Origin of the sequence: Streptomyces sp. 891-h, from assembly GCF_022760275.1 — a bacterium.
GTDB classification, from domain to species: Bacteria; Actinomycetota; Actinomycetes; order Streptomycetales; family Streptomycetaceae; genus Streptomyces; species Streptomyces spirodelae.
Window position 1 is genome coordinate 4,587,633 of sequence record NZ_CP050693.1, and the last position, 21,670, is coordinate 4,609,302.

18 protein-coding genes are annotated in these 21,670 nt (G+C 71.2%); 8 read left to right on the forward strand and 10 right to left on the reverse strand.

The genetic code is table 11. The annotated features are described in order from the left end of the window. The first annotated feature begins 79 nt into the window (after positions 1-79). Positions 80-1,423 carry a UDP-glucose/GDP-mannose dehydrogenase family protein gene (locus tag HC362_RS20175; RefSeq protein WP_243085433.1) on the forward strand — a complete coding sequence of 448 codons (1,344 nt, stop codon included), beginning with the start codon at positions 80-82 and terminating at the stop codon, positions 1,421-1,423. An 85-nt stretch (positions 1,424-1,508) separates the two neighbouring features. Here HC362_RS20175 and HC362_RS20180 read toward each other — a convergent pair whose 3' ends face one another. Continuing rightward, positions 1,509-2,123: a CGNR zinc finger domain-containing protein gene (locus HC362_RS20180; RefSeq protein ID WP_243085434.1), complete on the reverse strand. Its 615-nt coding sequence runs from the start codon at positions 2,121-2,123 to the stop codon at positions 1,509-1,511. A gap of 118 nt (positions 2,124-2,241) precedes the next feature. Between HC362_RS20180 and HC362_RS20185 the strand changes: the two genes are divergently transcribed. Then, on the forward strand, positions 2,242-2,625 hold the full coding sequence (locus HC362_RS20185; protein ID WP_243085435.1) for a VOC family protein: 384 nt from the start codon (positions 2,242-2,244) through the stop codon (positions 2,623-2,625). Positions 2,626-2,683: 58 nt separating this feature from the next. Here the strand turns inward: HC362_RS20185 and HC362_RS20190 are convergent, their stop codons facing one another. Continuing rightward, positions 2,684-3,973, reverse strand: coding sequence for an LCP family protein (locus HC362_RS20190; protein WP_243085436.1), 1,290 nt, complete (start codon positions 3,971-3,973; stop codon positions 2,684-2,686). A gap of 150 nt (positions 3,974-4,123) precedes the next feature. Between HC362_RS20190 and HC362_RS20195 the strand changes: the two genes are divergently transcribed. Continuing rightward, entirely contained in the window at positions 4,124-4,663 is a 540-nt protein-coding gene (locus HC362_RS20195) for an acyl-CoA thioesterase (RefSeq protein WP_243085437.1), read from the forward strand. A 42-nt stretch (positions 4,664-4,705) separates the two neighbouring features. Here the strand turns inward: HC362_RS20195 and HC362_RS20200 are convergent, their stop codons facing one another. After that, on the reverse strand, positions 4,706-6,172 hold the full coding sequence (locus tag HC362_RS20200) for an LCP family protein (protein WP_243085438.1): 1,467 nt from the start codon (positions 6,170-6,172) through the stop codon (positions 4,706-4,708). Between the two features lie 221 nt (positions 6,173-6,393). On the opposite strand from HC362_RS20200, the gene HC362_RS20205 reads away from it, so the two are divergent. Beyond that, a complete protein-coding gene (locus HC362_RS20205; protein ID WP_279240127.1) occupies positions 6,394-7,449 on the forward strand; it encodes a glycosyltransferase family 2 protein in 1,056 nt (351 codons plus the stop codon). A gap of 109 nt (positions 7,450-7,558) precedes the next feature. Here the strand turns inward: HC362_RS20205 and HC362_RS20210 are convergent, their stop codons facing one another. The 4 genes from HC362_RS20210 to HC362_RS20225 form a co-directional block, all read right to left on the reverse strand. Then, positions 7,559-9,424, reverse strand: a complete 1,866-nt coding sequence (locus tag HC362_RS20210) for an LCP family protein (RefSeq protein ID WP_243085439.1) — start codon at positions 9,422-9,424, stop codon at positions 7,559-7,561. 70 nt (positions 9,425-9,494) lie between these two features. Continuing rightward, the gene (locus HC362_RS20215) at positions 9,495-11,315 is read right to left on the reverse strand and encodes an LCP family protein (protein WP_243085440.1); all 1,821 of its coding nucleotides are present in this window, start codon (positions 11,313-11,315) and stop codon (positions 9,495-9,497) included. Positions 11,316-11,462: 147 nt separating this feature from the next. Continuing rightward, positions 11,463-12,626: an LCP family protein gene (locus tag HC362_RS20220; RefSeq protein WP_243085441.1), complete on the reverse strand. Its 1,164-nt coding sequence runs from the start codon at positions 12,624-12,626 to the stop codon at positions 11,463-11,465. A gap of 179 nt (positions 12,627-12,805) precedes the next feature. Further along, positions 12,806-13,561 carry a TIGR03089 family protein gene (locus HC362_RS20225; RefSeq protein WP_243085442.1) on the reverse strand — a complete coding sequence of 252 codons (756 nt, stop codon included), beginning with the start codon at positions 13,559-13,561 and terminating at the stop codon, positions 12,806-12,808. A gap of 78 nt (positions 13,562-13,639) precedes the next feature. On the opposite strand from HC362_RS20225, the gene HC362_RS20230 reads away from it, so the two are divergent. From HC362_RS20230 to HC362_RS20240, 3 genes are all read left to right on the forward strand, one after another. Further along, complete coding sequence (locus HC362_RS20230) at positions 13,640-15,103, forward strand: peptidoglycan recognition protein (RefSeq protein ID WP_243085443.1); 1,464 nt, start codon at positions 13,640-13,642, stop codon at positions 15,101-15,103. Between the two features lie 152 nt (positions 15,104-15,255). Beyond that, a complete protein-coding gene (locus HC362_RS20235; RefSeq protein WP_243085444.1) occupies positions 15,256-16,338 on the forward strand; it encodes an NDP-sugar synthase in 1,083 nt (360 codons plus the stop codon). A 71-nt stretch (positions 16,339-16,409) separates the two neighbouring features. Continuing rightward, a complete protein-coding gene (locus HC362_RS20240) occupies positions 16,410-17,333 on the forward strand; it encodes a DNA-3-methyladenine glycosylase 2 family protein (protein WP_243088723.1) in 924 nt (307 codons plus the stop codon). A gap of 49 nt (positions 17,334-17,382) precedes the next feature. Here HC362_RS20240 and HC362_RS20245 read toward each other — a convergent pair whose 3' ends face one another. From HC362_RS20245 to HC362_RS20255, 3 genes are all read right to left on the reverse strand, one after another. Beyond that, positions 17,383-18,753: a coenzyme F420-0:L-glutamate ligase gene (locus HC362_RS20245; protein WP_243088724.1), complete on the reverse strand. Its 1,371-nt coding sequence runs from the start codon at positions 18,751-18,753 to the stop codon at positions 17,383-17,385. Between the two features lie 89 nt (positions 18,754-18,842). Beyond that, positions 18,843-19,829: a 2-phospho-L-lactate transferase gene (gene cofD / locus HC362_RS20250; protein ID WP_243085445.1), complete on the reverse strand. Its 987-nt coding sequence runs from the start codon at positions 19,827-19,829 to the stop codon at positions 18,843-18,845. 86 nt (positions 19,830-19,915) lie between these two features. Further along, on the reverse strand, positions 19,916-20,416 hold the full coding sequence (locus tag HC362_RS20255) for a cysteine dioxygenase family protein (RefSeq protein ID WP_243085446.1): 501 nt from the start codon (positions 20,414-20,416) through the stop codon (positions 19,916-19,918). 852 nt (positions 20,417-21,268) lie between these two features. On the opposite strand from HC362_RS20255, the gene HC362_RS20260 reads away from it, so the two are divergent. Beyond that, positions 21,269-21,532, forward strand: a complete 264-nt coding sequence (locus HC362_RS20260; RefSeq protein WP_004952403.1) for a WhiB family transcriptional regulator — start codon at positions 21,269-21,271, stop codon at positions 21,530-21,532. The last annotated feature ends 138 nt before the right edge of the window (positions 21,533-21,670 follow it).

Below are 21,670 nucleotides of genomic sequence, written 5' to 3' on the forward strand. Positions count from 1 at the left end.
GGGGGTACGTGAGGTTCACGACAGGAGACGCCCCGTTATGCTCGCGGACAGCGTTCTGCCGTCACAAGGAGCTACCCGCATGGCCTCGCCCAAGATCACCGTGATTGGCCTCGGCTACCTCGGCGCCACCCACGCGGCCGCCATGGCCGAGCTGGGCTTCGAGGTGCTGGGGCTCGACGTCGTGCCGGAGAAGATGCGCAAGCTGGAGCAGGGGCAGGCGCCCATGTTCGAGCCCGGCCTGGAGGAGCTGCTGCGGGCACACGTCGCCGGTGTCGAGGGCTCCACGGGGCGGCTGCGCTTCACCGACTCCTGGGAGGAGCTCGGCGCCTTCGGTGACGTCCACTTCGTGTGCGTCAACACCCCGCAGAAGCACGGCGAGTTCGCCGCCGACATGAGTTACGTGCAGCGTGCTGTCGAGTCGCTGGCCCCGCACCTGCACGGGCCCGCGCTGGTCGTCGGAAAATCCACCGTGCCGGTCGGCAGCGCGGAGCGGCTCGCGGCCCGGATCGCCGAGCTGGCCCCCGCGGGCAAGGAGGCCGAGCTGGCGTGGAACCCGGAGTTCCTGCGGGAGAGCTTCGCCGTCAAGGACACCCTGCACCCCGACCGCATCGTCGTCGGGACCGACGGGCCGCGCGGCGAGGAACTGCTGCGCGAGGTCTACGCACGGCCCATCTCCGAGGGCACCCCGTTCCTGGTCACCGACTTCGCCACGGCCGAGCTGGTGAAGACCTCGGCGAACTCCTTCCTCGCCACGAAGATCTCCTTCATCAACGCCATGGCCGAGGTCTGCGAGGCCGCAGGCGGCGACGTCGTCAAGCTCGCCGAGGCCATCGGCCACGACGACCGCATCGGGCACAAGTTCCTCCGCGCCGGAATCGGCTTCGGCGGCGGCTGCCTGCCCAAGGACATCCGCGCCTTCATGGCCCGCGCCGGAGAACTGGGCGCGTCCGAGGCGCTAACCTTCCTGCGCGAGGTCGACTCCATCAACATGCGCCGCCGCGCCCAGATGGTCGAGCTGGCGCGGGACGCGCTGGGCGGTGCGCTGCTGGGCAAGCGCATCGCCGTCCTCGGCGCCACCTTCAAGCCCGACTCGGACGACGTACGGGACTCGCCCGCGCTCAACGTCGCGGGCCAGCTCCACCTCCAGGGCGCCCAGGTGACGGTGTACGACCCGAAGGGCATGGGGAACGCGCGTGCCGTCTTCCCCACGCTGGGCTACGCGGACAGTGCCCTGGACGCCGCCCGGGGGGCCGATGTGGTGCTGCACCTGACCGAGTGGTCCGAGTTCAAGGAGCTCGACCCGGCGAAGCTGGGCGACGTCGTCGCCGCCCGGCACATTCTCGACGGCCGCAACACGCTGGACCCGACGCTGTGGCGCAAGTCCGGCTGGACCTTCCGCGCCCTGGGCCGCCCCACGCTGTGACCCCGGCGGCGGGTGATCCCGCCCGCCTCCGGGCCGGTGGCGGGTCGCGGTGTGCGGGCCCGCACGAGGCGTCCTCCGGTTTCCCCTACCGCGCGCGCCGCGCGCGGTAGGCGCGCATCTTCGCGCGGCTGCCGCAGACGGCCATGGTGCACCAGCGGCTGCGGCCGGCGGGGCTGCGGTCGTAGTAGACCCACTGGCAGTCGTGCGTCTCGCACGCCTTCAGGCGCTGCCAGGTGCCGTCGCCCGCCGCGGTGGCGATCCGGGCGGCGAGGTGGGCGGTGAAAGCGGGCAGGCCCGTCAGGCCGGGCGCGGCCTCCAGTGCGGCCTCACCCTGCTCGCCGATCCGCAGGACGAGGGGTGCGGCGCCCAGGTGCCGCTCCAGCGCCTCGGCGGCCTGCGTCGGCACCGCTGCCGCGCCGGTGTGCGCGGCGGCGGTTTGCGGGGCGGCGGTTTGCGCGGCGGCGTCGGCGTGGGCTCCGGCGCTCGTATGGGCCAGACAGGCGGCACGCAGCGCCTCGCGGAGCTCCCTCAGCCCCGCCAGGTCGGGTTTGCCGAGGCCGAATCGCGTCAACCCATGCGTGCTGACGAACCGGGCCAGGCCCTCCGGTCCTGCCAGCTCGTCCGTACCGGTCTCGATGTCCAGCGTGTTCGCCAACTCCTGCACCAGAAGGAGTGGTTCCGGCGCCTGTCTGTCTCCCACTCTTGTGACGTTACCGGTTCTGGCGCATCATGAGGTAACCCGGCCGTTACCACTAGAACCCGTCTAGCGGTAACGCCGACCGTGGTGGTTCGACGACGGACAACCGAGAGGACACGCGATGGCCATCCCCACGATGGGCGTAGTCGTACTGGACTGTCCCGACCCCGGGCGGCTGGCGGAGTTCTACGCGCAGCTGCTCGGCTGGAAGGTGGACCCGGACAGCGACAGCGAGTGGACGGAGGTTCTCGACGAGGACGGCCGCAGGCGACTGGCGTTCCAGCGGGCGCCCGGATTCGTCCCGCCGCAGTGGCCGAGCGAGGACCACTCCCAGCAGTTCCACCTCGACCTGGACGTGCCGCCGTCGCGGATCGAGGCAGCCGAGCAGGAGGCGCTGGCGCTGGGCGCCCGGCTCATCCAGGACGACGGGGACGGCGCGCGGGACTTCCGCGTCTACCTCGACCCGGCAGGGCACCCCTTCTGCCTGTGCCTGTGCGAGCGCTGAACGCACGAGCGGCGCGTCACGAGCGGCACGTCACAAGCAGCACGTCACAACCGATGCCTCAGCGGTCTGAGGTCACCGTCACCTTCTCGTCGTTGTTGAGCTGGCTGACGAGCTTTTTGACCTTGGCCTTGTCCCACTGGAGGTTCCCGCCGGGCGCCGGCCCCGCGATCGGCATGTTCATGGACTTGCCGTCGCCGCCCGAGACGCCCTTCATCGCCCAGAACATCGAGGCGACGTTCCACAGGCTCATGTCCTTGTCGACCTTCAGGGTGTCCAGGCCGGCGCCCATCGTCGGGTAGAGCTTGAACGGGTTGAGGACCGTGCTCGGGGTCGCGGTCTGGTTCGCCAGCGCGGAGAGGAACTTCTGCTGGTTCTTGGTGCGGTCCAGATCGCTGCCGGGCAGCGCGTAACGGGTCCGGACGAAGGCGAGCGCCTCCTGGCCGTTGAGGGTCTGCTTGCCCTTCTTGAAGTCGGCGCCGGACTTGTCGTCCTTGATGTCGCGCGGGATGTCCATCTCCACGCCGCCGACCGCGTCCACGATCTTCGCGAAGCCGCCGAAGCCGATCTCCGCGTAGTGGTCGATCCGCAGTCCGGTGTTGTGCTCGACCGTACGGACCAGCAGCTCGGGGCCGTCCATGGAGTAGGTGGCGTTGATCTTCGTGTGCTTGCCCTGCGCCGGGTAGTGCTTGCCGGACTCGGACCCGGTGAAGGAGGGGATCTCGACGTCCGAGTCACGCGGCAGCGAGATCATGGTGTTCCCGTTGCTGCCGACGTGCAGAATCATGATCGAGTCGGTGCGGCCCTTGTCGGTGGGCCCGCCGGTGTGGAGCTTCTGCCGCTCCTCCTTGCTCATGCCCTCGCGGCTGTCGGAGCCGACGATGAGGTAGTTGGTGCCGTCGCCGCCCTCGGGACGGTCCTCGACGATGCTGAGATCCACCTCGCGGCGCAGCTTGGAGTCGGCCCAGAAGTAGGTACCGACCGACCACACCAGCACGACGACGACCAGCGTGATCAGCGTCCACTTGGTCCGGCGCCGCCAGTCGGGCCTGGGACGGTCGCCGTAGTCGCCGCGCCCGCCGCCCCGGCCGCCGCCGTAGACCTGGCCCTCGTTGTAGCCGGAGTCGTAGCCCGCCTGCGGCTGACCGTGGCCCGCGTCGTACCCGCCACCGCCCGGACCGTATCCGGGCCCTCCCGGGCCGCCCCCCTGACCCGGGCCGCGGGTCTGCGGGGGAACCCCGGGCGCCGATGTGTGGGGCATGACACGTGTGGGGTCGGGACGGGGCGCGCCGCGACCACGACCCTCCCGGCCCCGCGAGCTGTCGGTCCAACCGTCGGGCCACTCATTCATGCACCGCAGTGTGCCTGCACCCGGGTGGCGGAACACAGGGCGGGTACCACTTCGGGGTCAGGCTGTAGCAGTTCTGATGCAAAATGGCGCGGTCCGCCAGGCTTGCTCCGCGCCGACACGATGTCGGGGCCGTCCGCTTATGGTGGTGTCATGACTGATCAGGGCCCTACGTCGGCAGGGGACGACCTTCCCGGAAAGCCGACCTCGGCGTCGCGCACAACGCTCTCGCACATCATGACGGCGGCCGACACGAATCTCCTCGGAACCGTCCACGGCGGTGTGATCATGAAGCTGGTGGACGACGCCGCCGGCGCCGTCGCCGGGCGCCACTCCGAAGGGCCCGCGGTCACCGCGTCCATGGACGAGATGGCGTTTCTCTCGCCTGTCCGCGTCGGTGACCTCGTCCACGTGCACGCGCAGTGCAACTGGACGGGACGGACCTCTCTGGAGGTCGGCGTACGCGTCATGGCCGAGCGCTGGAACGAGTCCACGCCCGCCACCCAGGTCGGCTCGGCCTACCTGGTGTTCGCGGCGGTCGACGAGAACGGCAAGCCCCGTTCCGTCCCCCCGGTGATACCTGAGACGGACCACGACCGGCGGCGCTACCAGGAGGCCCAGATCCGCCGGACCCACCGGCTTGCCCGGCGCCGCGCCATCAAGGAACTCCGCGCGAGCCGCTCCGCGGGCTGAGCCGCCCCGGCTGGACCACGCCGGGTACGCCCCGACGTTGGCTCAGTCGCAGTCGACCTCGTCCCCTCGCATCGGAGCCTCGCCCGGGGCGCTGTCCACCTCCGGGGGGCGTACGCGGCGCACGCGCTGGTGCGGGTCGTCGACGGTGACCCGCATCCGGGCTCCCCTGCGCTCGGCCTCGACCAGTTCGGCGCCGGGCAGCGCCGCGGCCAGCGACCTGGCGGAGCGGTTCCAGCGCGGGTCGTAGGTGATGGTCGTACGGCCGGGCCGGACAGGGCGCGCGTTGGTGGCGGTGCCCGTGGTGGCGAAGCCCGTACCGCGCAGCCCGCGGTCGATCTTGGCGCCGAGCCCTCGGCGGCCGGTGGCGTTGGTGACCTCGACCTGGATGGTGCGCGGGGCGACCTCGACCCTTGGAGGACCGCCCCGCGGGGCGGGGCTCGGCCCGGAGAGCGGCCGGTCCTCGCGCAGCGCCGTGAACAGCTTGGCCGCCTTGCGCTCGTCCCACAGGACGGTCGAGCCCAGCTCCGGCACCCGGTGGTCGGCGTCGGCCAGGGGTACGGAGGCGAACTCCGAGGACTCGGGTTTGAAGCCGCGCATCGCCTGCCCGAGAGCCATCATCTGCTCGGTGCCGAAGTCCTCGTCGGCGCGTACGGACTCCAGCAAGGTGGTGGCCACCTTGTTGAACCGGACCGGGTTCATCAGCACCCCGCTGTCGGTGGCCCGGGAGATGACCGAGGCGAGGAAGCGCTGCTGGCGCTTCATCCGGCTCAGGTCCGAGCCGCCGTCCAGGTGCCGCGCCCGTACGTACTGCAGCGCCTGTCCGCCGTTCAGTTTGGTGGTGCCCTTGGGCAGGTCGAGCCCGGAGTAGCTGTCCTTGAGCCGCTTGGTCGTACAGACCGGGACGCCGCCCAGCACGTCGACGGTGCTCATGAAGCTGGTGAAGTCGACCTCCAGATAGTGGTCGACGTGCACATCCGTCAGCTTCTCCACGGTCCGTACGGTCAGCGGAGCGCCGCCCGCGGTGTAGGCGGCGTTGAGCTTGGCGGGCCGCGAGGGCACCTGCTTGCCGGTCGCCCGGTTCTTGTGCGGCGGCAGCCGGGTGTAGGTGTCGCGCGGGAGGCTGACGACGGTGGCGCGGTGCCGGTCGCCGGAGAGGTGCACCAGCAGGATGGTGTCCGTGCAGTCGCAGGCCGAGCCGCCCAGGTTGTACCGCTCTTTCTGGGTCGCCGAGAGCCCGTCTCTGCGGTCGGTGCCGACGACCAGGAAGTTGACGCCGTTGTCGACCTTGGGGCGGCTGTCGGTGTCCAGGCCGTCGAACGGGTCGACCCTGCGTACGTCCGAGCTCAGTCCCGTCACCATCGCGTGCCCGACGCCGCCGGCGACCAGCAGCAGCACGGAGGAGCCGGTGGCGATCCGCAGACCCCATCGTGGGCCCTGGCGGGCCCTGCGGGGGCCGTTGCGCGGCCCTTTGGGCGGGCCTTTGTGGGGGGAGGAGGCGCGTCGAGGCAAGAGTGGCCGCCTTCCGCAGAGGACGAACAGAGTCAGAACCGAGGGTGACAATAAAGTGACTAAGAGTTCCCACACTGTATGCCGGTACGATCTCCGGATCGTGCGTACACGCCGTCCCGTGCTCGCGCGTACCCGCCGGCCCGGCACGGGCCCGGCACGGAGGGGTGCGGAAGGCGCGCGGGCGTACGGACCGTTCCCCCGATCGCGGTAACGTGAGCGCCGTGACTCGCGAGAACCGACGTCCTTCCCCGGACTCCACCCCGGACGCAGCCCAGCCCCCCGTCTCCGTGATCATGCCGGTCCTCAACGAGGAACGGCACCTGCGCAGCTCTGTGCGGCACATCCTTCAGCAGCGCTACGAGGGTGAGCTGGAAGTGGTCATCGCGCTGGGGCCCTCGACGGACCGCACGGACGAGATCGCCGCCGAGCTGGCCGCCGAGGACCCCCGCGTGCACACGGTGCCCAATCCCACCGGCCGCACCCCGGCCGGGCTGAACGCCGCGATCAAGGCGTCCCGGCACCCGGTGGTGGTGCGGGTCGACGGCCACGGCATGCTCTCCGCCGACTACATCGCCACAGCCGTACGGCTGCTGGAGGAGACCGGCGCCGCCAATGTCGGCGGCATCATGCACGCTGAGGGCGAGAACGCCTGGGAGCAGGCCGTCGCCGCGGCGATGACCTCGAAGATCGGCGTGGGCAACGCCGCCTTCCACACCGGCGGCACCGCGGGGGAGGCCGAGACTGTCTACCTGGGCGTCTTCCGCCGGGAGGTGCTGGAGCAGCAGGGCGGCTACAACGAGGAGTTCATCCGCGCGCAGGACTGGGAGCTGAACTTCCGTATCCGCGAGGCGGGCGGCCTGATCTGGTTCTCGCCCGAGCTGCGGGTCTCCTACCGGCCCCGGCCCAGCGTGCGCGCCCTGGCCAAGCAGTACCGCAACTACGGCCGCTGGCGGCACGTCGTGGCCCGCTACCACGCAGGCTCCATCAATCTGCGCTACCTCGCCCCGCCGGTCGCCGTGTGCGCCATCGCGGCAGGCCTGGTGGTGGGCGCCGCCGTCACGCCGTGGGCGCTGGCGGTGCCCGGCGGCTATCTGGCGGCCATCGTCGCCGGATCGCTGCCGGCGGGCCGGGGGCTGCCGCTGAAGGCACGCGCGCAGATCCCCGTCGCGCTCGCCACCATGCACATGTCCTGGGGCTGGGGCTTTCTGACCAGCCCGAAGAAGCTGGCACGCAAGGTCATCGCCAGCCGCCGCGAGCCGGTACTCGCGACCCGGTAGCCGCGTCCGTCATCGGTAAGGGGCGCCCTCCAAAGGAGGGCGCCCCTTACTCATGGCTGTGCGTCAGCGCCTCACCAGGTGCAGCTCGCCTCACCAGGTGTGGGTCGTCTCACCAGGTGTAGTTCGGATTGACGTCCATGCACGCCTTCTTGTCGTCGCCGCGCAGCGCGTCCGCACTGTCCGGCGCCTTCTGCTCGTCCTTCTTGCCGCTCTCGCCGCCCTCGCTCTCGGGGTAGGCCGACCCCTCCCGCCAGTCGGCGCCGATGATGAGGGTGACCTGCTGCGCGCCGGCGGAGTGCTTGACCAGCCGCTCGGGAATGCCCAGCGCCTTGGCGACGGCCAGCGCGTCACCGCGCTGCTCCTCGCGCGGGTAGAGGATGGTGGTGTCCGCCCGCGACTGGGGCGTCCGGCTGGCCACCGCCCGGCCGAACCCCTTGTTCACCAGCGTGCTCGCGACGACGCTCGCCCTGCCGGTGACCGGCTGCTGGAGCGCGGTACCGGTGCCGTTCATCACGCTGACCGGAATCCGGGCCTTCGGCTGCGACGGCTCGGTGGGCTGTGCGGACTTGCTGGCCTCGGCCTTCTTCTTGTCCTTGCCGTCGAGCGCCACGTCGTTGCGTACGAGGGAGAAGAGCTTGTCGGAGTCGCCCTCCTTCGGCAGCACATAGCTGCCGCCGCCCCCGTACTCCCACGGCATGGTGGCCATGGTGATGCGCTTGGTGGGGACCCGCTTGAGGTCGTTGCCCAGGTCGTAGAGCTTCTTGACGGAGCCGATGCCCTTGTCGACGGTGAGCGCCTTGGTGGCGGCCTCCGCCAGGTGCCGCAGCTTGCCCGGGTCGGTCAGCTTGGTGCCCGACTTGAGCTGGCGCACCATCGCGTTCATGTACATGTGCTGCGCCTTGGCGCGGCCTATGTCCGTACCGTCACCGAAGCCGTGCCGGGTCCGCAGCCAGCTGAGCGCCTGCTCGCCCTTGATGACGGAGGTGCCCTTCTTCAGCTTCAGCTTCGACTTGGGGTCGTGGACGTTCTCCTTGACGCAGACCGGGACGCCGCCGACCGCGTCGGCCATGGAGACCACACCCGAGAAATCGATCATCATGAAGTGGTCGATCGGGATGCCCGTCATCTCTTCCCAGGTGGCGACGGTGCACCCGGGTCCGCCGTGCTGCAGGCTGGTGTTGATCTTGTCCGTGGTCGCCGGATAGACCTTCTTGTCGTCCGGGTCGGTGCACTTGGGAATCGTCGTCCTGGTGTCACGCGGTACGGAGATGACCGACATGTTGCTGCGGTCGGCCGAGACGTGCAGCAGCATCTGTACGTCCGCCAGCGGTGGCCGGTCGCGGTCGGCGCGGGAGCCGCCCAGCCGTACGTTCTCCTTGGAGGCGCGCGAGTCGGAGCCCAGCAGCAGGATGTTCAGCGGGGTCTGGCCCGCCGCGTTGGGGTCGGAGTGGTGGAGCTTGTTGTCTCCGAGGTTGAGCTCGTCCTTGCTGAGGTTGCTGTTGAGGTGCCGGTAGTAGAGGTAACCCGAGGCCGCGACGGCGAGTATCAGCACCGAGAGGACGGCGGCGGACCAGCGCAGCACCCGCCTGGCCCGGCTGGGCCGTTTGGCCCGGCTCACCGCTGCCGCGCTCCGGCTCGCGGAGCCCCTCGCCGCGTCGGCTTCCGTGCCCCCGCGTCTCCTGCGGCGTTGGCCCCGGCCGCCGCCGGCTCCGGGCTGTGCCGCCGAGGCGCTCTCGGGGTTCGGGTCCTGCGAGTGCGGGCGCTCTCCGCCGGGGTGCCCTCCGGCCGGGGAGCGTCCTGCGGCGGAGCGCTCCCCGGCCGGGCCGGCTCCTGCCGGGTGCTCTCCTGCCGGCTGCTTTCCTGCCGGGTGCTCTCCCGCCGGGTCTCCGTACAGGCTTTCGTCCCAGCCGCGGTCGGCGGCGGTGGGGGCGCCGTGTTGCGCCTCCCTGCCGCCGTCGGTGTCGTTCTGCCGCACGGGACCTCCCCGAGATGTTCAGGTTGTGCTGCCCCCGGACGCCTGGCGGGACGCTCCGGAGGGGTAGGTGTCACTTCGCACACACGTTCTTGTCGTCGGCCTTGACCTTCTCGACGCCGGAGGGCGTCTTGTCCGGCGCGCCGAGTGGCTTGCCCGGGGCCGAGAAATCCTTGCCGAGTGTCAGCTTCATACCGGGGCCCGCGCCCTCGGACTTCTTGAGCGCCGAGGCCGGCAGCTTGAGCATGTCGGCCAGCCGGGCCGCCTCTCCCTCCTCCGAGGGTGCGAACTCCAGCCGGGTCTTGGAGAGCTGCTGCGGCGCGTTGCCGCCGGAGGCCGCGCTGCCCACGCCCTCGTTGAGCAGCCAGTCCACCGTGGTGGCAGCCGCGCGCGGGGGGCCGCCGCCGTTCATGATGGAGACGTTCACCTGGGAGGCCGGGGCCTTCTTCGCCTTCGGCGCGGCCGTCTTCCGCTTCTTGTCCTTCCCGGTCAGCGACTTGTCCTGGCGGACCATCTTGAACAGCGGGTCGGCCTTCTGCCGGTTGAGCAGGACGGTGGCCGGGTCGTTCGGATTGTCCACCACCGGGACCGTGGCGAAGGTGATGTTCTTGATGTTCACCCGCTTGAGGTCGTTCGCCAAGTCCATCAGCTTCTTCACGCTGCCGATGCCCTCGTCCACCGTCAGCGCCTTCGTCGCCACGTTGCTCAGCTTGAACAGCTTGGACGGGCTGGAGAGCGTGTCACCCGACTTCATCTTGCGGATCATCGAGCTGAGGAACTGCTGCTGCAGCTTGATCCGGTCCAGGTCGCTGCCGAAGCCGACCGCGTGCCGGGTCCGGACGAACGCCAGGGCCTGCTCGCCCTTGACGACGTGCTTGCCCGCCTTGAGCTTCAGATGCGACTTCGGGTCGTTTATCGGCTTCCGGGTGCAGACCTCGACGCCGCCCACGGCCGTGGACAGCTCCTTGACGGCGTTGAAGTCCGCCATCATGAAGTGGTGGATCTGCACCCCGGTGAGCTTCTCGACGGTGCGCCAGGTGCAACCCGGGTCCCGGCCCTCCTGGCCCAGGCTGGTGTTGAAACGCACGCCCTGTTGCCCGCGGATGGTCTTCTTGACGCGGCCGTTCTCCCGGACCTCGCACTGGGGGATGTCGGTGATCATGTCCCGCGGGATGGAAAGCGCTGTCGCGTTGGAGCGGTCCTTGGAGACGTGGAAGAGGAACGTGGTGTCCGCGTGCCCGACGCTGCCCGCGTCACCGTAGCCGGTGTTGCCCTTGCCCTCACGGGCGTCGGTGCCGATGACCAGGATGTTGACCGGACCGTCGGTGACGGCGGGGTTGTTCTCGCCGACATCGACCTTGCTGATGTTGCCGTTGAGCTTCTGGTACCAGACGGTACCGGCCACACAGCCGGCCACCAGCACGAATCCGACGACGCCGCCGCCGATGCGCAGCGCCTTCTGCTTGCCGGACAGCGGCCGTTTGGCCTTTCTGCGCCCCCGGCCGCCCCTGCCCGCACTCTCGGCCGAGGCGGCGCGCTCGGAGGCGCGGGCCCGCCGCTGGGCCGGGAGTCTGGCCTCGGCGCGCCGCGCCGACCGCGAGCCGGGCCGGCCCTCGTCCCGCTCGCCGGGGCGCTCCCCGGCCCCGGGGCGCGCACGGTCACCGCCGCGCCCCCCGGAACGCTCACCGGCGCCGGGGTCGGCAGGTGTACCGGCGCTCTCGTCCGGGGAGGCACTTCTCTGGCGCGGCGCCGAGGTGCGGCGGGATCCGTACCGACTACCGGAGTCGTCGGCGACGGGGTTCAGTCGCAGCTCATAGCTGCCGGTGTTCGGGTTGAACACCCACTGATCCGCGGGATCGACATCTCCCGCGTGCCCACGGCCTTGCGCGTCCACGATTGCGTAAGTCCTCCATAGAACCGGCTGCTGATGCCGCCCCGGGGCTGACCGGAGCGCTCACACTATCCGGCAGGTTCTGCGGCCAGCGACGCCGGTGACAAATTCCGTGCACCCGGAAACGGTCAATTCGACTCATTCCCAGCGTCATTCGTTCGCGCAGATGTCCAGGTCTGCCGTCGTTCCGCGGTACGGCCCGTCCGCCTTCTCCTTTCCGCCCGCCTTCCGGGCCTCCTTCGGGGCTTCGGCGTCCCCGACGCGTACCGGGCGGTCCTCGCGCAGCTTGGTGAAGAGCTCGTCGGCGTCCGGCTGCACCAGCTCGTCCCGATTGATGTCCAGTCTGTAGGAGCGGCGGGGCACCGTAAGAAAACGGATGTGGTCTTCGGGGATATCCCGCACGCTGCGCACTAGTTCGTACAGTTCCGAGAGAGAATCAAGACCGGAATCCGCGGTCAATGAGGAGGTCGCCGCATCCAGCACCGGATACGCACGGGTGGGATTCAGTAGCACGCCGTTGCTGCGCACCTTCTTCACCAGAGATCCCAGAAACCGTTGCTGTCGCTCTATGCGCTGGGTGTCGCTGCCGTTGCCCAGACCGTGCCGGGCGCGGACGTATCCGAGCGCGTCCTCGCCGTCCAGCGTCTGCCGCCCGGCGGGCAGGTCGAGCTTCGCCTCCCGGTCGTGCACCGGCTCGGCCAGGCAGACCTCCACCCCGCCCACCGCGTCCACCAGCTTCTTGAAGCCCCGGAAGTCGACGACCAGATGGTGGTCGACACGGATGTCGGTCATCTTCTCCACGGTGCGGATCGCACAGGCCGCGCCGCCCGCCTGGAACGCCCAGTTGAACTGGGCGAACTGTGCCCGGCTGTGCGAACCGTCCGGCCGCCTGCAGGCGGGGATGTCCACCATCAGGTCGCGCGGTATCGACATCCCCGTCGCGCTGCGTCCGTCGGCGGCTATGTGCAACAGGATCGCCGTGTCCGAGCGCTGGCTGCCCTCGTCCCGGCCGTATGCACCGTTGCCGTCGCCGCGGTTGTCCGAGCCCAGGACGAGGATGTTGCGGGCCTCGCCCGCGACGCGCACCGGTGTGGGGCGCTCCTTCTCGTACGGTGCCAGCGCCTGGGCCGTGTCGGAGTCGGTACGGATGTTCCCGTCCAGCTTCCGGTAGAGGGACCAGCCCGTGGCGGCGACGGCCAGCACCAGGACCGAGGCGCCCAGCGCCCCCCAGCGCAGCCAGCGGCGCGCGCGAGGGCGGACGGAAGTCGAGCCTGGAGCGCCGGGGTCGGCTTCGGTGGTACCCGGTTCGGTCACGACTGTTCATCCCTCGTGTGGCGGCGCCGGCGCACACGGAGTACAGGGCGTACAGGCGTACGGGTGCACCGGTTACGAAGACAGACGCTCGAACCACTCGCAAGGTTGTACGGACCACCTGACTCATCCGGCCCGCCACGCTCCTCGGGGGCGCTCCTGCCGCCTGGGTGCCCTCGCCGTCACGGCGCGGTGTGCGTGACCCGCTCGTTCGCCTTCCGCTGGTCGAGCGAGGCGGTGTCCAGCCGCTCCAGCCGCGGGGCGAGCACCACCGAACCGCCGCTCGCCAGCGGTGCCAGCAGTCCCGCGCTGAGGCCCTCCCAGCCGTCGTACGGCAGCGCGGACAGCATCCGCGCGCCGGGCTCCAGTCCGCGCGCCGCGGCATCAGCGCGGGCCCGCTCCACCGTCCGGGCCCCCGTCAGTTCGCTGCCGTCGGGCAGTACCAGAGCGGGCGCGTCCGGATCGACCGGAACATACGGGGCGAACTGGTCGCCCTGGCCCGGCACCTCGACGGCGTAGTCGACGAAGCCCTCGGGCGGCTGCGGGAAGCGCCCGCCCATCGGCCGCAGGCTGAGCGCCACCCGCTCGCCGGAGCAGGTGCGAGCGGCCTCAAGGGTGTCGGGGCCGCTGACCACCAGGTCGGCACCGGAGGCGTCGCCGCCCAGATCGGCGACGACACCCACCGAGGAGCAGGCCAGCAGCCATACGGCCGTCTGCCAGTGCGCCGGCAGCAGCAGCGCGAGCCGGTCGTCGGGCTCGGCCGACAACTCGTCCTGGAGCAGGTTCGCGGTCTTGGCCACCCAGTTGGCGAACGTCGCGACGGACAGCTCGACACGCTCGCCCGTCGCGTCGTCGTAGTACGTCACCAGGGGACGTGACGGGTCGTCGGACAGGGCGGTGTTCAGCAGGTCGGCGGGGGTGCGGTCGGAGTCGTTCATTCGCGCAAGCGTACGCGGGCGCCCAGCTGGCGGTGCGTCAATAGACAGGAATGATCACATATGTCCATGATCATGGGTATGCGTGCGAATCTCGCTCAATCGATCGGTGTCGCCAGTGCGGCGGCCCTGCTGTTGCCGCTCGCCCCCCTCGTCCCGGCAGCCGCGCTGTCCCCCTCCGCGGCTGCCCCGTCCGCCCGGTCCGCGCCGTCCTCTCCCGCGGTCCCAGGGCACACCCAGTCGCTCTCCTTCGACGAGTCGCCCAAGCCTTCGGCCGGCCCCCGCGCGCCGGGTGAGAAGGACGCCGCCGTGCGGGTGGTCTCCGCCCGCACCGTGCGCCCGTACTCACTCCTCGGCGTCGTCTGGGACCGTGCGGACCAGCCGCTGAGGGGGCGCGTCGAAGTACGCGCCCGCGACGCGGACACCGGCCGCTGGTCGGAGTGGCAGCAACTGGAAGCCCACGCCAGTGGCGCCGGTTCCGCCGACGAGGGCGGCCGGGCCCGGGGTGCCACGGCCCCGCTGTGGGTCGGCCCGTCAGACGGAGTCGAGGCCCGTGTCCTGCCCGAGTCGGCGACCGCCGGCGTGTCGCTCCCAGGCGGGCTCCGTCTGGAACTGGTCGATCCGGGACCGGGCGAGCAGTCCGGCGCGGCGCAGCCCCCCGGAGAGCCGAAGACGGCGGAGCCGGACCGAGGCCCGGGCCCGGACAAGGCGCCCGACCCGGAGAAGGCCCCCGGAACCGACACAGGAGCCGGGTCCGGCTCGGCGCCCGACACCGGGACCGAACCGGCGACCGGAGGCGAGCCCCAGACCGGAAGCGATCCCCAGACCGGAAGCGAAACCGGATCCGGCGACGGCGCGATGAGCGGCCAGAACGGGACCGGCGCCGTACTGCCCGAGCTCACAAGGGAGGCGACCGAGACCGAGTACCAGACGGGCGGCTCGTTCGTCGGCCCGCGTCCCCGCATCGTCACCCGCAGGGGCTGGGGCGCGAACGAGAAGCTCCGCGAGCCCGGGCACGCCTACACCAAGACCGTGAAGGCCGCCTTCGTGCACCACACCGCGATGTCGAACAGCTACAAGTGTTCGAAGGCGCCCTCCATCATCCGCGCGATGTACCGCTACCACGTCAAGAGCAGCAAGTGGCGGGACATCGGCTACAACTTCCTCATCGACAAGTGCGGCACCATCTACGAAGGCCGGTCCGGCGGGGTGGCCAAGGCCGTGCGGGGAGCCCACACCTACGGCTTCAACACCGACACCACGGGCATCGCCGTCCTGGGCTCCTTCGACAAGACGAAGCCCCCGCAGCGTGCGGTCGACGCCATCGCCCGGCTCACCGCCTGGAAGCTGGGCCTGTTCGGCGTCGACCCGGCGGGCAGGACGTGGCTGAAGTCCGGCGGCGGCAAGTTCAAGAAGGGCCGCAAGATTCGGTTCCACACGGTCTCCGGGCACAAGGACGGGTATGTCACCGAGTGCCCCGGTGCCCGCCTCTACGGCAAGCTCGACTCGATCCGCACCGCCGCGGCTCACCTGCAAGGCCGCTGAACACAGTTCGCGGGTGAACCACCGAGCCGCCGGAAGCGTCTGCCGGGGACGGGCGCACAGGGCCGTCCAGGCGTGCGTGCGTGTCTGCATACACTGTCCGCCGGTCGCCCGAAGGGCGGTCGGCGGACCCCGGCAGGAAGCAGAGACAACAGGTGACAGAAGCGATCCTTCTGGTCGGGGGCAAGGGCACCCGGCTGCGTCCGCTCACGGTGAACACCCCCAAGCCCATGGTCCCCGCCGCAGGCGTGCCCTTCCTCAGCCACCAGCTCGCCCGGGCCCGCGCCGCGGGCGTCGACCACGTGGTGATGGCCACCTCTTATCTCGCCGAGGTCTTCGAGCCGTACTTCGGGGACGGGTCCCAGCTGGGACTCCACCTGGAGTACGTCACCGAGGAGGAGCCGCTCGGCACCGGCGGCGCCATCCGCAACGTCGCCTCCCGCCTCTACTCGCGCCCCGACGAGCCGGTGCTCGTCTTCAACGGCGACATCCTCTCCGGGCTCGACATCCGCGCACTGGTCGACCAGCACACCCGGGCCGCCGCGGATGTCTCGCTGCACCTGACGCGGGTGACCGACCCGCGCGCCTTCGGGCTCGTCCCCACGGACGGCACGGGCCGGGTGACCGCGTTCCTGGAGAAGCCGCAGACGCCCGAGGAGATCGTCACCGACCAGATCAACGCCGGGGCCTACGTCTTCACCCGTTCCGTCATCGACTCCATCCCCGCCGGGCGGCCGGTCTCCGTCGAGCGGGAGACCTTCCCCGGACTGCTGGCCGCGGGCGCGAAGCTGCACGGCATGGTCGACTCCACCTACTGGCTCGACCTGGGCACCCCCGAGTCGTTCGTACGCGGCTCCGCCGACCTCGTACTGGGCCGCGCGCCCTCGCCCGCCGTGCCGGGCAGATGCGGGGAGCGGCTGATCCTGGACAGCGCTGCGGTGGCCGGGGACGCCAAGCTCACGGGCGGCACCGTCGCCGGAGCGAGGGCCCAGGTCGGAGCCGGTGCCCGGATCGACGGCAGCGCCCTGCTGGACGGCGCGGTGGTGGCACCGGGCGCGCGCATCAGGGACTCGCTGATCGGCGCCGGAGCGCGGATCGGAGCCGACACCGTGCTGGACGGCGCGGTCATCGGCGACGGCGCGGTCATCGGCGAGGGCAACGAACTGCGCGGCGGCATCCGGGTGTGGTGCGACGCCCGGATACCAGCCGGCGCGGTGCGCTTCTCCTCGGACCAGTAGCCCCGGCGAGGGCCTGGCTGTCAGGTGGCCCCCGGCGAGGGCCTGGCTGTCAGTGGGGGACCGTACGCTTGCTGCCCGTGTCGCCACTCACCCGCACCTGGACCCCGCCGGGCCCGTACGACCTGCACGGCAGCCTCGGCGTGCTGCGCCGTGGGCCGTACGACCCGACGTACCGCACCGAGGGCGGCGCGGTCTGGCGCGGTACCCGCACCCCGGACGGCCCGGCGACGCTCAAGGTGTGGACGCGCCGCGGCGGCACCGACGGCGTCGTGTGCGCGCAGGCGTGGGGGCCGGGCGCGCGGTGGCTGCTGGACGGGCTGCCCGCGCTGCTCGGCGCGGAGGACGACCCGCACGCCTTCGTCCCGCACCACGACGTTGCCCGTGAGGCGCACCGCCGCCACCCCGGGCTGCGGCTGATCCGTACCGGCCGGGTGGTGGAGGCGCTGATCCCCACCGTCCTGGAACAGAAGATCACCACGGACGAGGCATACCGCGCATGGCGACTGCTCGTGCGCCGGTTCGGTGAGCGTGCGCCCGGCCCGCACCCCGACCTGTGGGTGATGCCGCATCCGCGCGACTGGCTGCGCATCCCCTCCTGGGAGTGGCACAGAGCCGGTGTCGACCAGAAGCGCTCCGCCGCCATCCTGCGCGCACTCCAGCGGGCGAGCCGGATGGAGGAGGCGGCCACGATGGACCTGGCGGCGGCGCTGGCCCGGCTCCAGGCGATCCCCGGCGTCGGGCCGTGGACGGCGGCCGAGGTCCTCCAGCGTTCGAACGGGGAGCCGGACGCGATCACGGTCGGAGATCTGCACCTGCCGCGGCTGATCGGCTACGCGCTCACCGGCGCGCGGGGCACCGACGACGACGGCATGCTGGAGCTGCTGGCCCCCTACGAGGGACAGCGGCACCGGGCCGGCCGCCTCATCCTGCTGGGCGGCCCGCGCATGCCACGCCGTCAGCCCCGTTTCCCGGTGGGGAACATAGCCCCGCTGTAAGCGTTTCCCGGTGGGGACACAGCCCGCTGCAAGGGCGTACGGGCGCGGCTCAGCGCTCCACGACGAAGTCCGCTGCGGAGCGCGCCGGTCGCTCGCGGGGCGGTGCCGCCGGGTGGCCGATGGCCACGGCGCCCATCGGGTCCCAGTCCGCGGGCAGCTCCAGCACCTCGCGCACCACGTCGCGGCAGAACATGGTGGAGGAGATCCAGGCCGACCCCAGCCGTTCCCCGGCCAGGGCGACGAGGAAGTTCTGGATTCCCGCACCCGTCGCCACCACGAACATCTCGCGTTCGGCGGCGTTGCGGCGATCGTCCGGATAGGTGTGCGAACCGTCCATCACCAGGCAGGGCACGGCCAGACAGGGCGCGTTGCGCAGCACGTCGCCGCGCCGGACGCGCTTGGCGATGCTCTGCTCGCTCTTGCCGTCCGCGCGCAGATCCGCGATCCACGCCTCCCGCATGGCGTCCAGCAGCCGGGTCCGCGACCGCTCGCTCTCCAGCAGCACGAACCGCCAGGGGGTGGTGTGGTGCGGAGCGGGAGCGGTCACCGCGGCGGCGACCGCACGGCGTACCGCCTGCTCGTCGACCGGCTCGGCGGTGAACTCGCGTACCGTCCGGCGCAGCGTCACCGCTTCGCGTACGGCCTCCGAGGTGCCCAGCCGGAACATGTCGTTGGCGGCGTCCCGCACCAGCGCGCGGGCCGTCTCCTCGCGCGCCGTCTCCGCCTGTCCGCCGTCGCACGCTTCCGGCGAGGGCAGCACGTGCTGCGCCAGTCCGCGCACCACCGCGACCGGCAGCCCGCTCGCCTTCCCCTTGACCAGCTCGCCCGCCGCCGCCAGTTCGTCCCCCACGGCGGTGACGGTGACGCCCAGCGGGTTGCCGTACATGTCGACGCTGCCACGCAGGTCCTGCAGGACCCGCACCCCGGCGGCGCCGATCGCCACATCGGTCTGCCCCTCGCGCCAGGGCCGTCCGAAGGTGTCGGTGACGACGACGCCGACGGTGACGCCCAGCGCCTCCCGTACCCCCTCGCGCACCTGCCGGGCCGCCGCGTCCGGGTCCTCGGGCAGCAGCAGCACCGTGCCCTTGGGCGTGTTGGAGGCGTCGACCCCGGCGGCCGCCATCACGAAGCCGTGCCGGGACTCCACGATCCGGGCCGCCCCACGCCGCGCGACGACGCGTACGGTCTCGGCGTCGACGGCGGCCTCACGGTCGTCGGCCTGCACGACGCGGCCCTCGGCCTTGCTGACGATCTTCGAGGTGACGACGAGCACGTCGCCGTCCACCAGCCCGCGCCCGCCGGGTGCCGTGGCGGCCGCGACGACGAGCTCGACCAGGTCGTCCCCGGGGTGCACCTCGGGAATGCCGGGCAGCGCCCAGACCTCGTACGCGGGCCCCGGTGCGCGGGTGGGCTCCGCCACCGGGGCGGACTCCGCGACCCGGGCGGACTCTGTGACCCGGGCGGACTCCGGAGCCCCTGGTGCCTCGGCCGTCTCTGTCGCGTCCGCCGTCACGCCCGTACCTCCTCGGCCAGTTCCAGCGCCTGCCGGGCCATTTCGGCGGTGGCCTGCTCGTCGCTCATCAGCAGCGGAACGGCACGGCAGCGGATGCCCGCCTCCTCCACGGCCGCTACGGCGCCCGCGTCCACGGTGTCGACCAGCCAGCCGTCCAGCAGCCCCGAGCCGTAGTGCGCGGCGACGGCGGCGGCGGAGGTCTCGACACCGACGGCGGCCAGCACCTTGTCCGCCATACCGCGCACCGGCGCGTCCCCGACGATGGGGGAGAGCCCGACGACCGGTACGCCCGCGTCGGCGATGGCCTCCCGGATGCCGGGAACCGCCAGGATCGTGCCGATGCTGACCACCGGGTTGGACGGCGGGAACAGCACGGTGTCGGCCTCCGCGACGGCCTCCAGCACCCCGGGGGCCGGCTTGGCGGAGTCGGCGCCGACGGGCACCACGGCGTGCGCGTCCACGGAGGCCCGCAGCCGCACCCAGTACTCCTGGAAGTGCACCGCCTTGCGGGCAGCCGTGCCGTCCGCACCGCCCTCCGCGTCCGGGTCGTCGATCAGCACATGCGTCTCGACCCGGTCGTCCGTCATCGGCAGCAGCCGCACCCCGGGCTGCCAGCGCGCGCACAGTGCCTCGGTGACGGCGCTGAGCGGGTATCCCGCGGAGATCATCTGAGTACGGACGATATGGGTGGCGAAGTCCCGGTCGCCCAGCCCGAACCACTCGGGGCCCACGCCGTAGGCGGCCAGCTCCTCCTTGACCACGAAGGTCTCCTCGGCCCGTCCCCAGCCCTGTTCCTCGTGGATGCCCCCGCCCAGGGTGTACATCACGGTGTCGAGGTCGGGGCAGACCTTCAGCCCGAACAGATGGATGTCGTCACCGGTGTTGCCGACGACGGTGATCTCCGCGTCGGGCACCGCGGACCTGAGCCCGCGCAGAAAGCGGGCACCGCCGATGCCCCCGGCCAGAACCACAATGCGCTGCATGCGCACCAGTCTCGCAGCCCGGTACTTGCACCCGACATCAGGTCTGCCGCGACACCCGTTCCGCCGTGCGCCGCCGCGCCGTCACCTCAGGCCGGGGTCTCCTGTGCGAGGTTGCGCTCGACGGCGGGGCCCATGGAGCAGTGCTGCGGCATCTCGGTCAGTCCGGGCGCGTACACGTGCACGCTCACCACGGGCTCCAGCCCGTCGTTGACCACCTCGTGCACGTAGCCGGGCGCGAAGACCCGCACCGTTCCGCTGGAAAGAACGCGTTTGGTTCCGCTGTGTTCGGTCAACTCGCCCTCCAGTACGCCGAACACGCCGAACGAGCGTCCGTGATCGTGCCGTCCACTGCCCTGCCCGGGCAGCCAGCTGAGCAGCCAGACCTCGTATCCGGGGCCGGTGCGCAGCCGGTGGTACCAGCGCAGGGTCGGGTCGTAGCGCACCAGCGGCGCCCAGGCGGCGCGGTCGGCGGCGAGCTCACGGATCAGCCCGGCGAAGTCCGCGACGGTTGCGGGGTGCGCGGGGGCAGGGGGGAGGAGGTGCGGAATGGCGAGCGGGTCGCCCGCGATTTCGAGGTCGCTGTTCACGTGCGGGAGTGCCTTTGTGCGAGAGCCGGCGGACGGCCGGGCGGGGCGGAGGCGCCGGTCCGGCGTACGGCCGGAGGCGGCTGGGCAGGGCGCTCAGGGGCGCGACGGGAGATGCGGGAGGGTGCGGCACGCTCGGCCGGAGCGGATGCGCGACGGCGGAACCGACCAGCCGCGGGGTGACCGAGGGGGCGGCGCCGGGCTCAGGCCGGGCGGGGCCTCGGCAGCCTCAGCGACAGCGGGCGTGACAGCCGCGCGGACAGCGACAGCGGTGGGGCTCCAGGACGTGAGAGGCGGCGCGGGGGAGCGCGGGCGCGCCCCCGGCAGGCCGCGCGGCGAAGGCGCCACGGGCCGTACGGGTCTCAGAGGTCACTGCCATGCGCTCCAGAACAGCGCCCCCGTGCCCCAGGTGTCAACTTGTTGTCGCGTTTGTGGCGAATCTTTCATCCCTTCCGGTCCCCGTGACCGGCGAAAGGTTTGTGCCCTCCCGCGCCGGAGAGATGCCGCCTCGCGCCCGTCGGGTGGCGTCGTGGGCCTGCCTGTACGCCGTTGCACTTCCGTGATCAGAGTGTGATCAGGGCCATCCGGGCGTTCATGCGGAACGTGATCGCAGGTCATCGCGTTCTGCATACAGGAGTCGGGCAAAACGCCCTGGCTCCGGGCGCGAGTGTCATATTTCGTAGTGATTTGAACACTTACTGCGAAGGCTTGGTTCCGCCGGGTGAATAACGGGCTCAATAGCAGATCTCGGCTTGACTGCCCCGGATCGGCACACTTGTAATTTCACTCGTGTCGTTCAAGAGGGTTCGATAACGACAGCATCACGGGGTCGAAGAGACGGATCGAGGGGCGCACATGACCGAGCTGTTCCAACAACTGCTGGTCGAAGAGGCGGACGAGGAGCTGGGCTGGCAGGAGCGCGCCTTGTGCGCTCAGACCGATCCCGAATCGTTCTTCCCCGAGAAGGGCGGTTCCACCCGCGAGGCGAAAAAAGTCTGCCTCGCGTGTGAAGTCCGCTCCGAGTGCCTCGAATACGCCCTCGCCAATGACGAGCGTTTCGGTATTTGGGGCGGCCTGTCCGAACGTGAACGGCGCCGCCTGAAGAAGGCCGCTGTCTAGCCGCTGCCCAGCTGCCCGGCCGCTGTACGCCCGACCCCGTCCCGTACCGGAGACCCGTGCGGGAGACCCGTACCGCTCGACCGGGCAACCCGGAGCCCGGCCGGGGTAGTTGCCACGGACCGCAGGACGCGCGAGGGC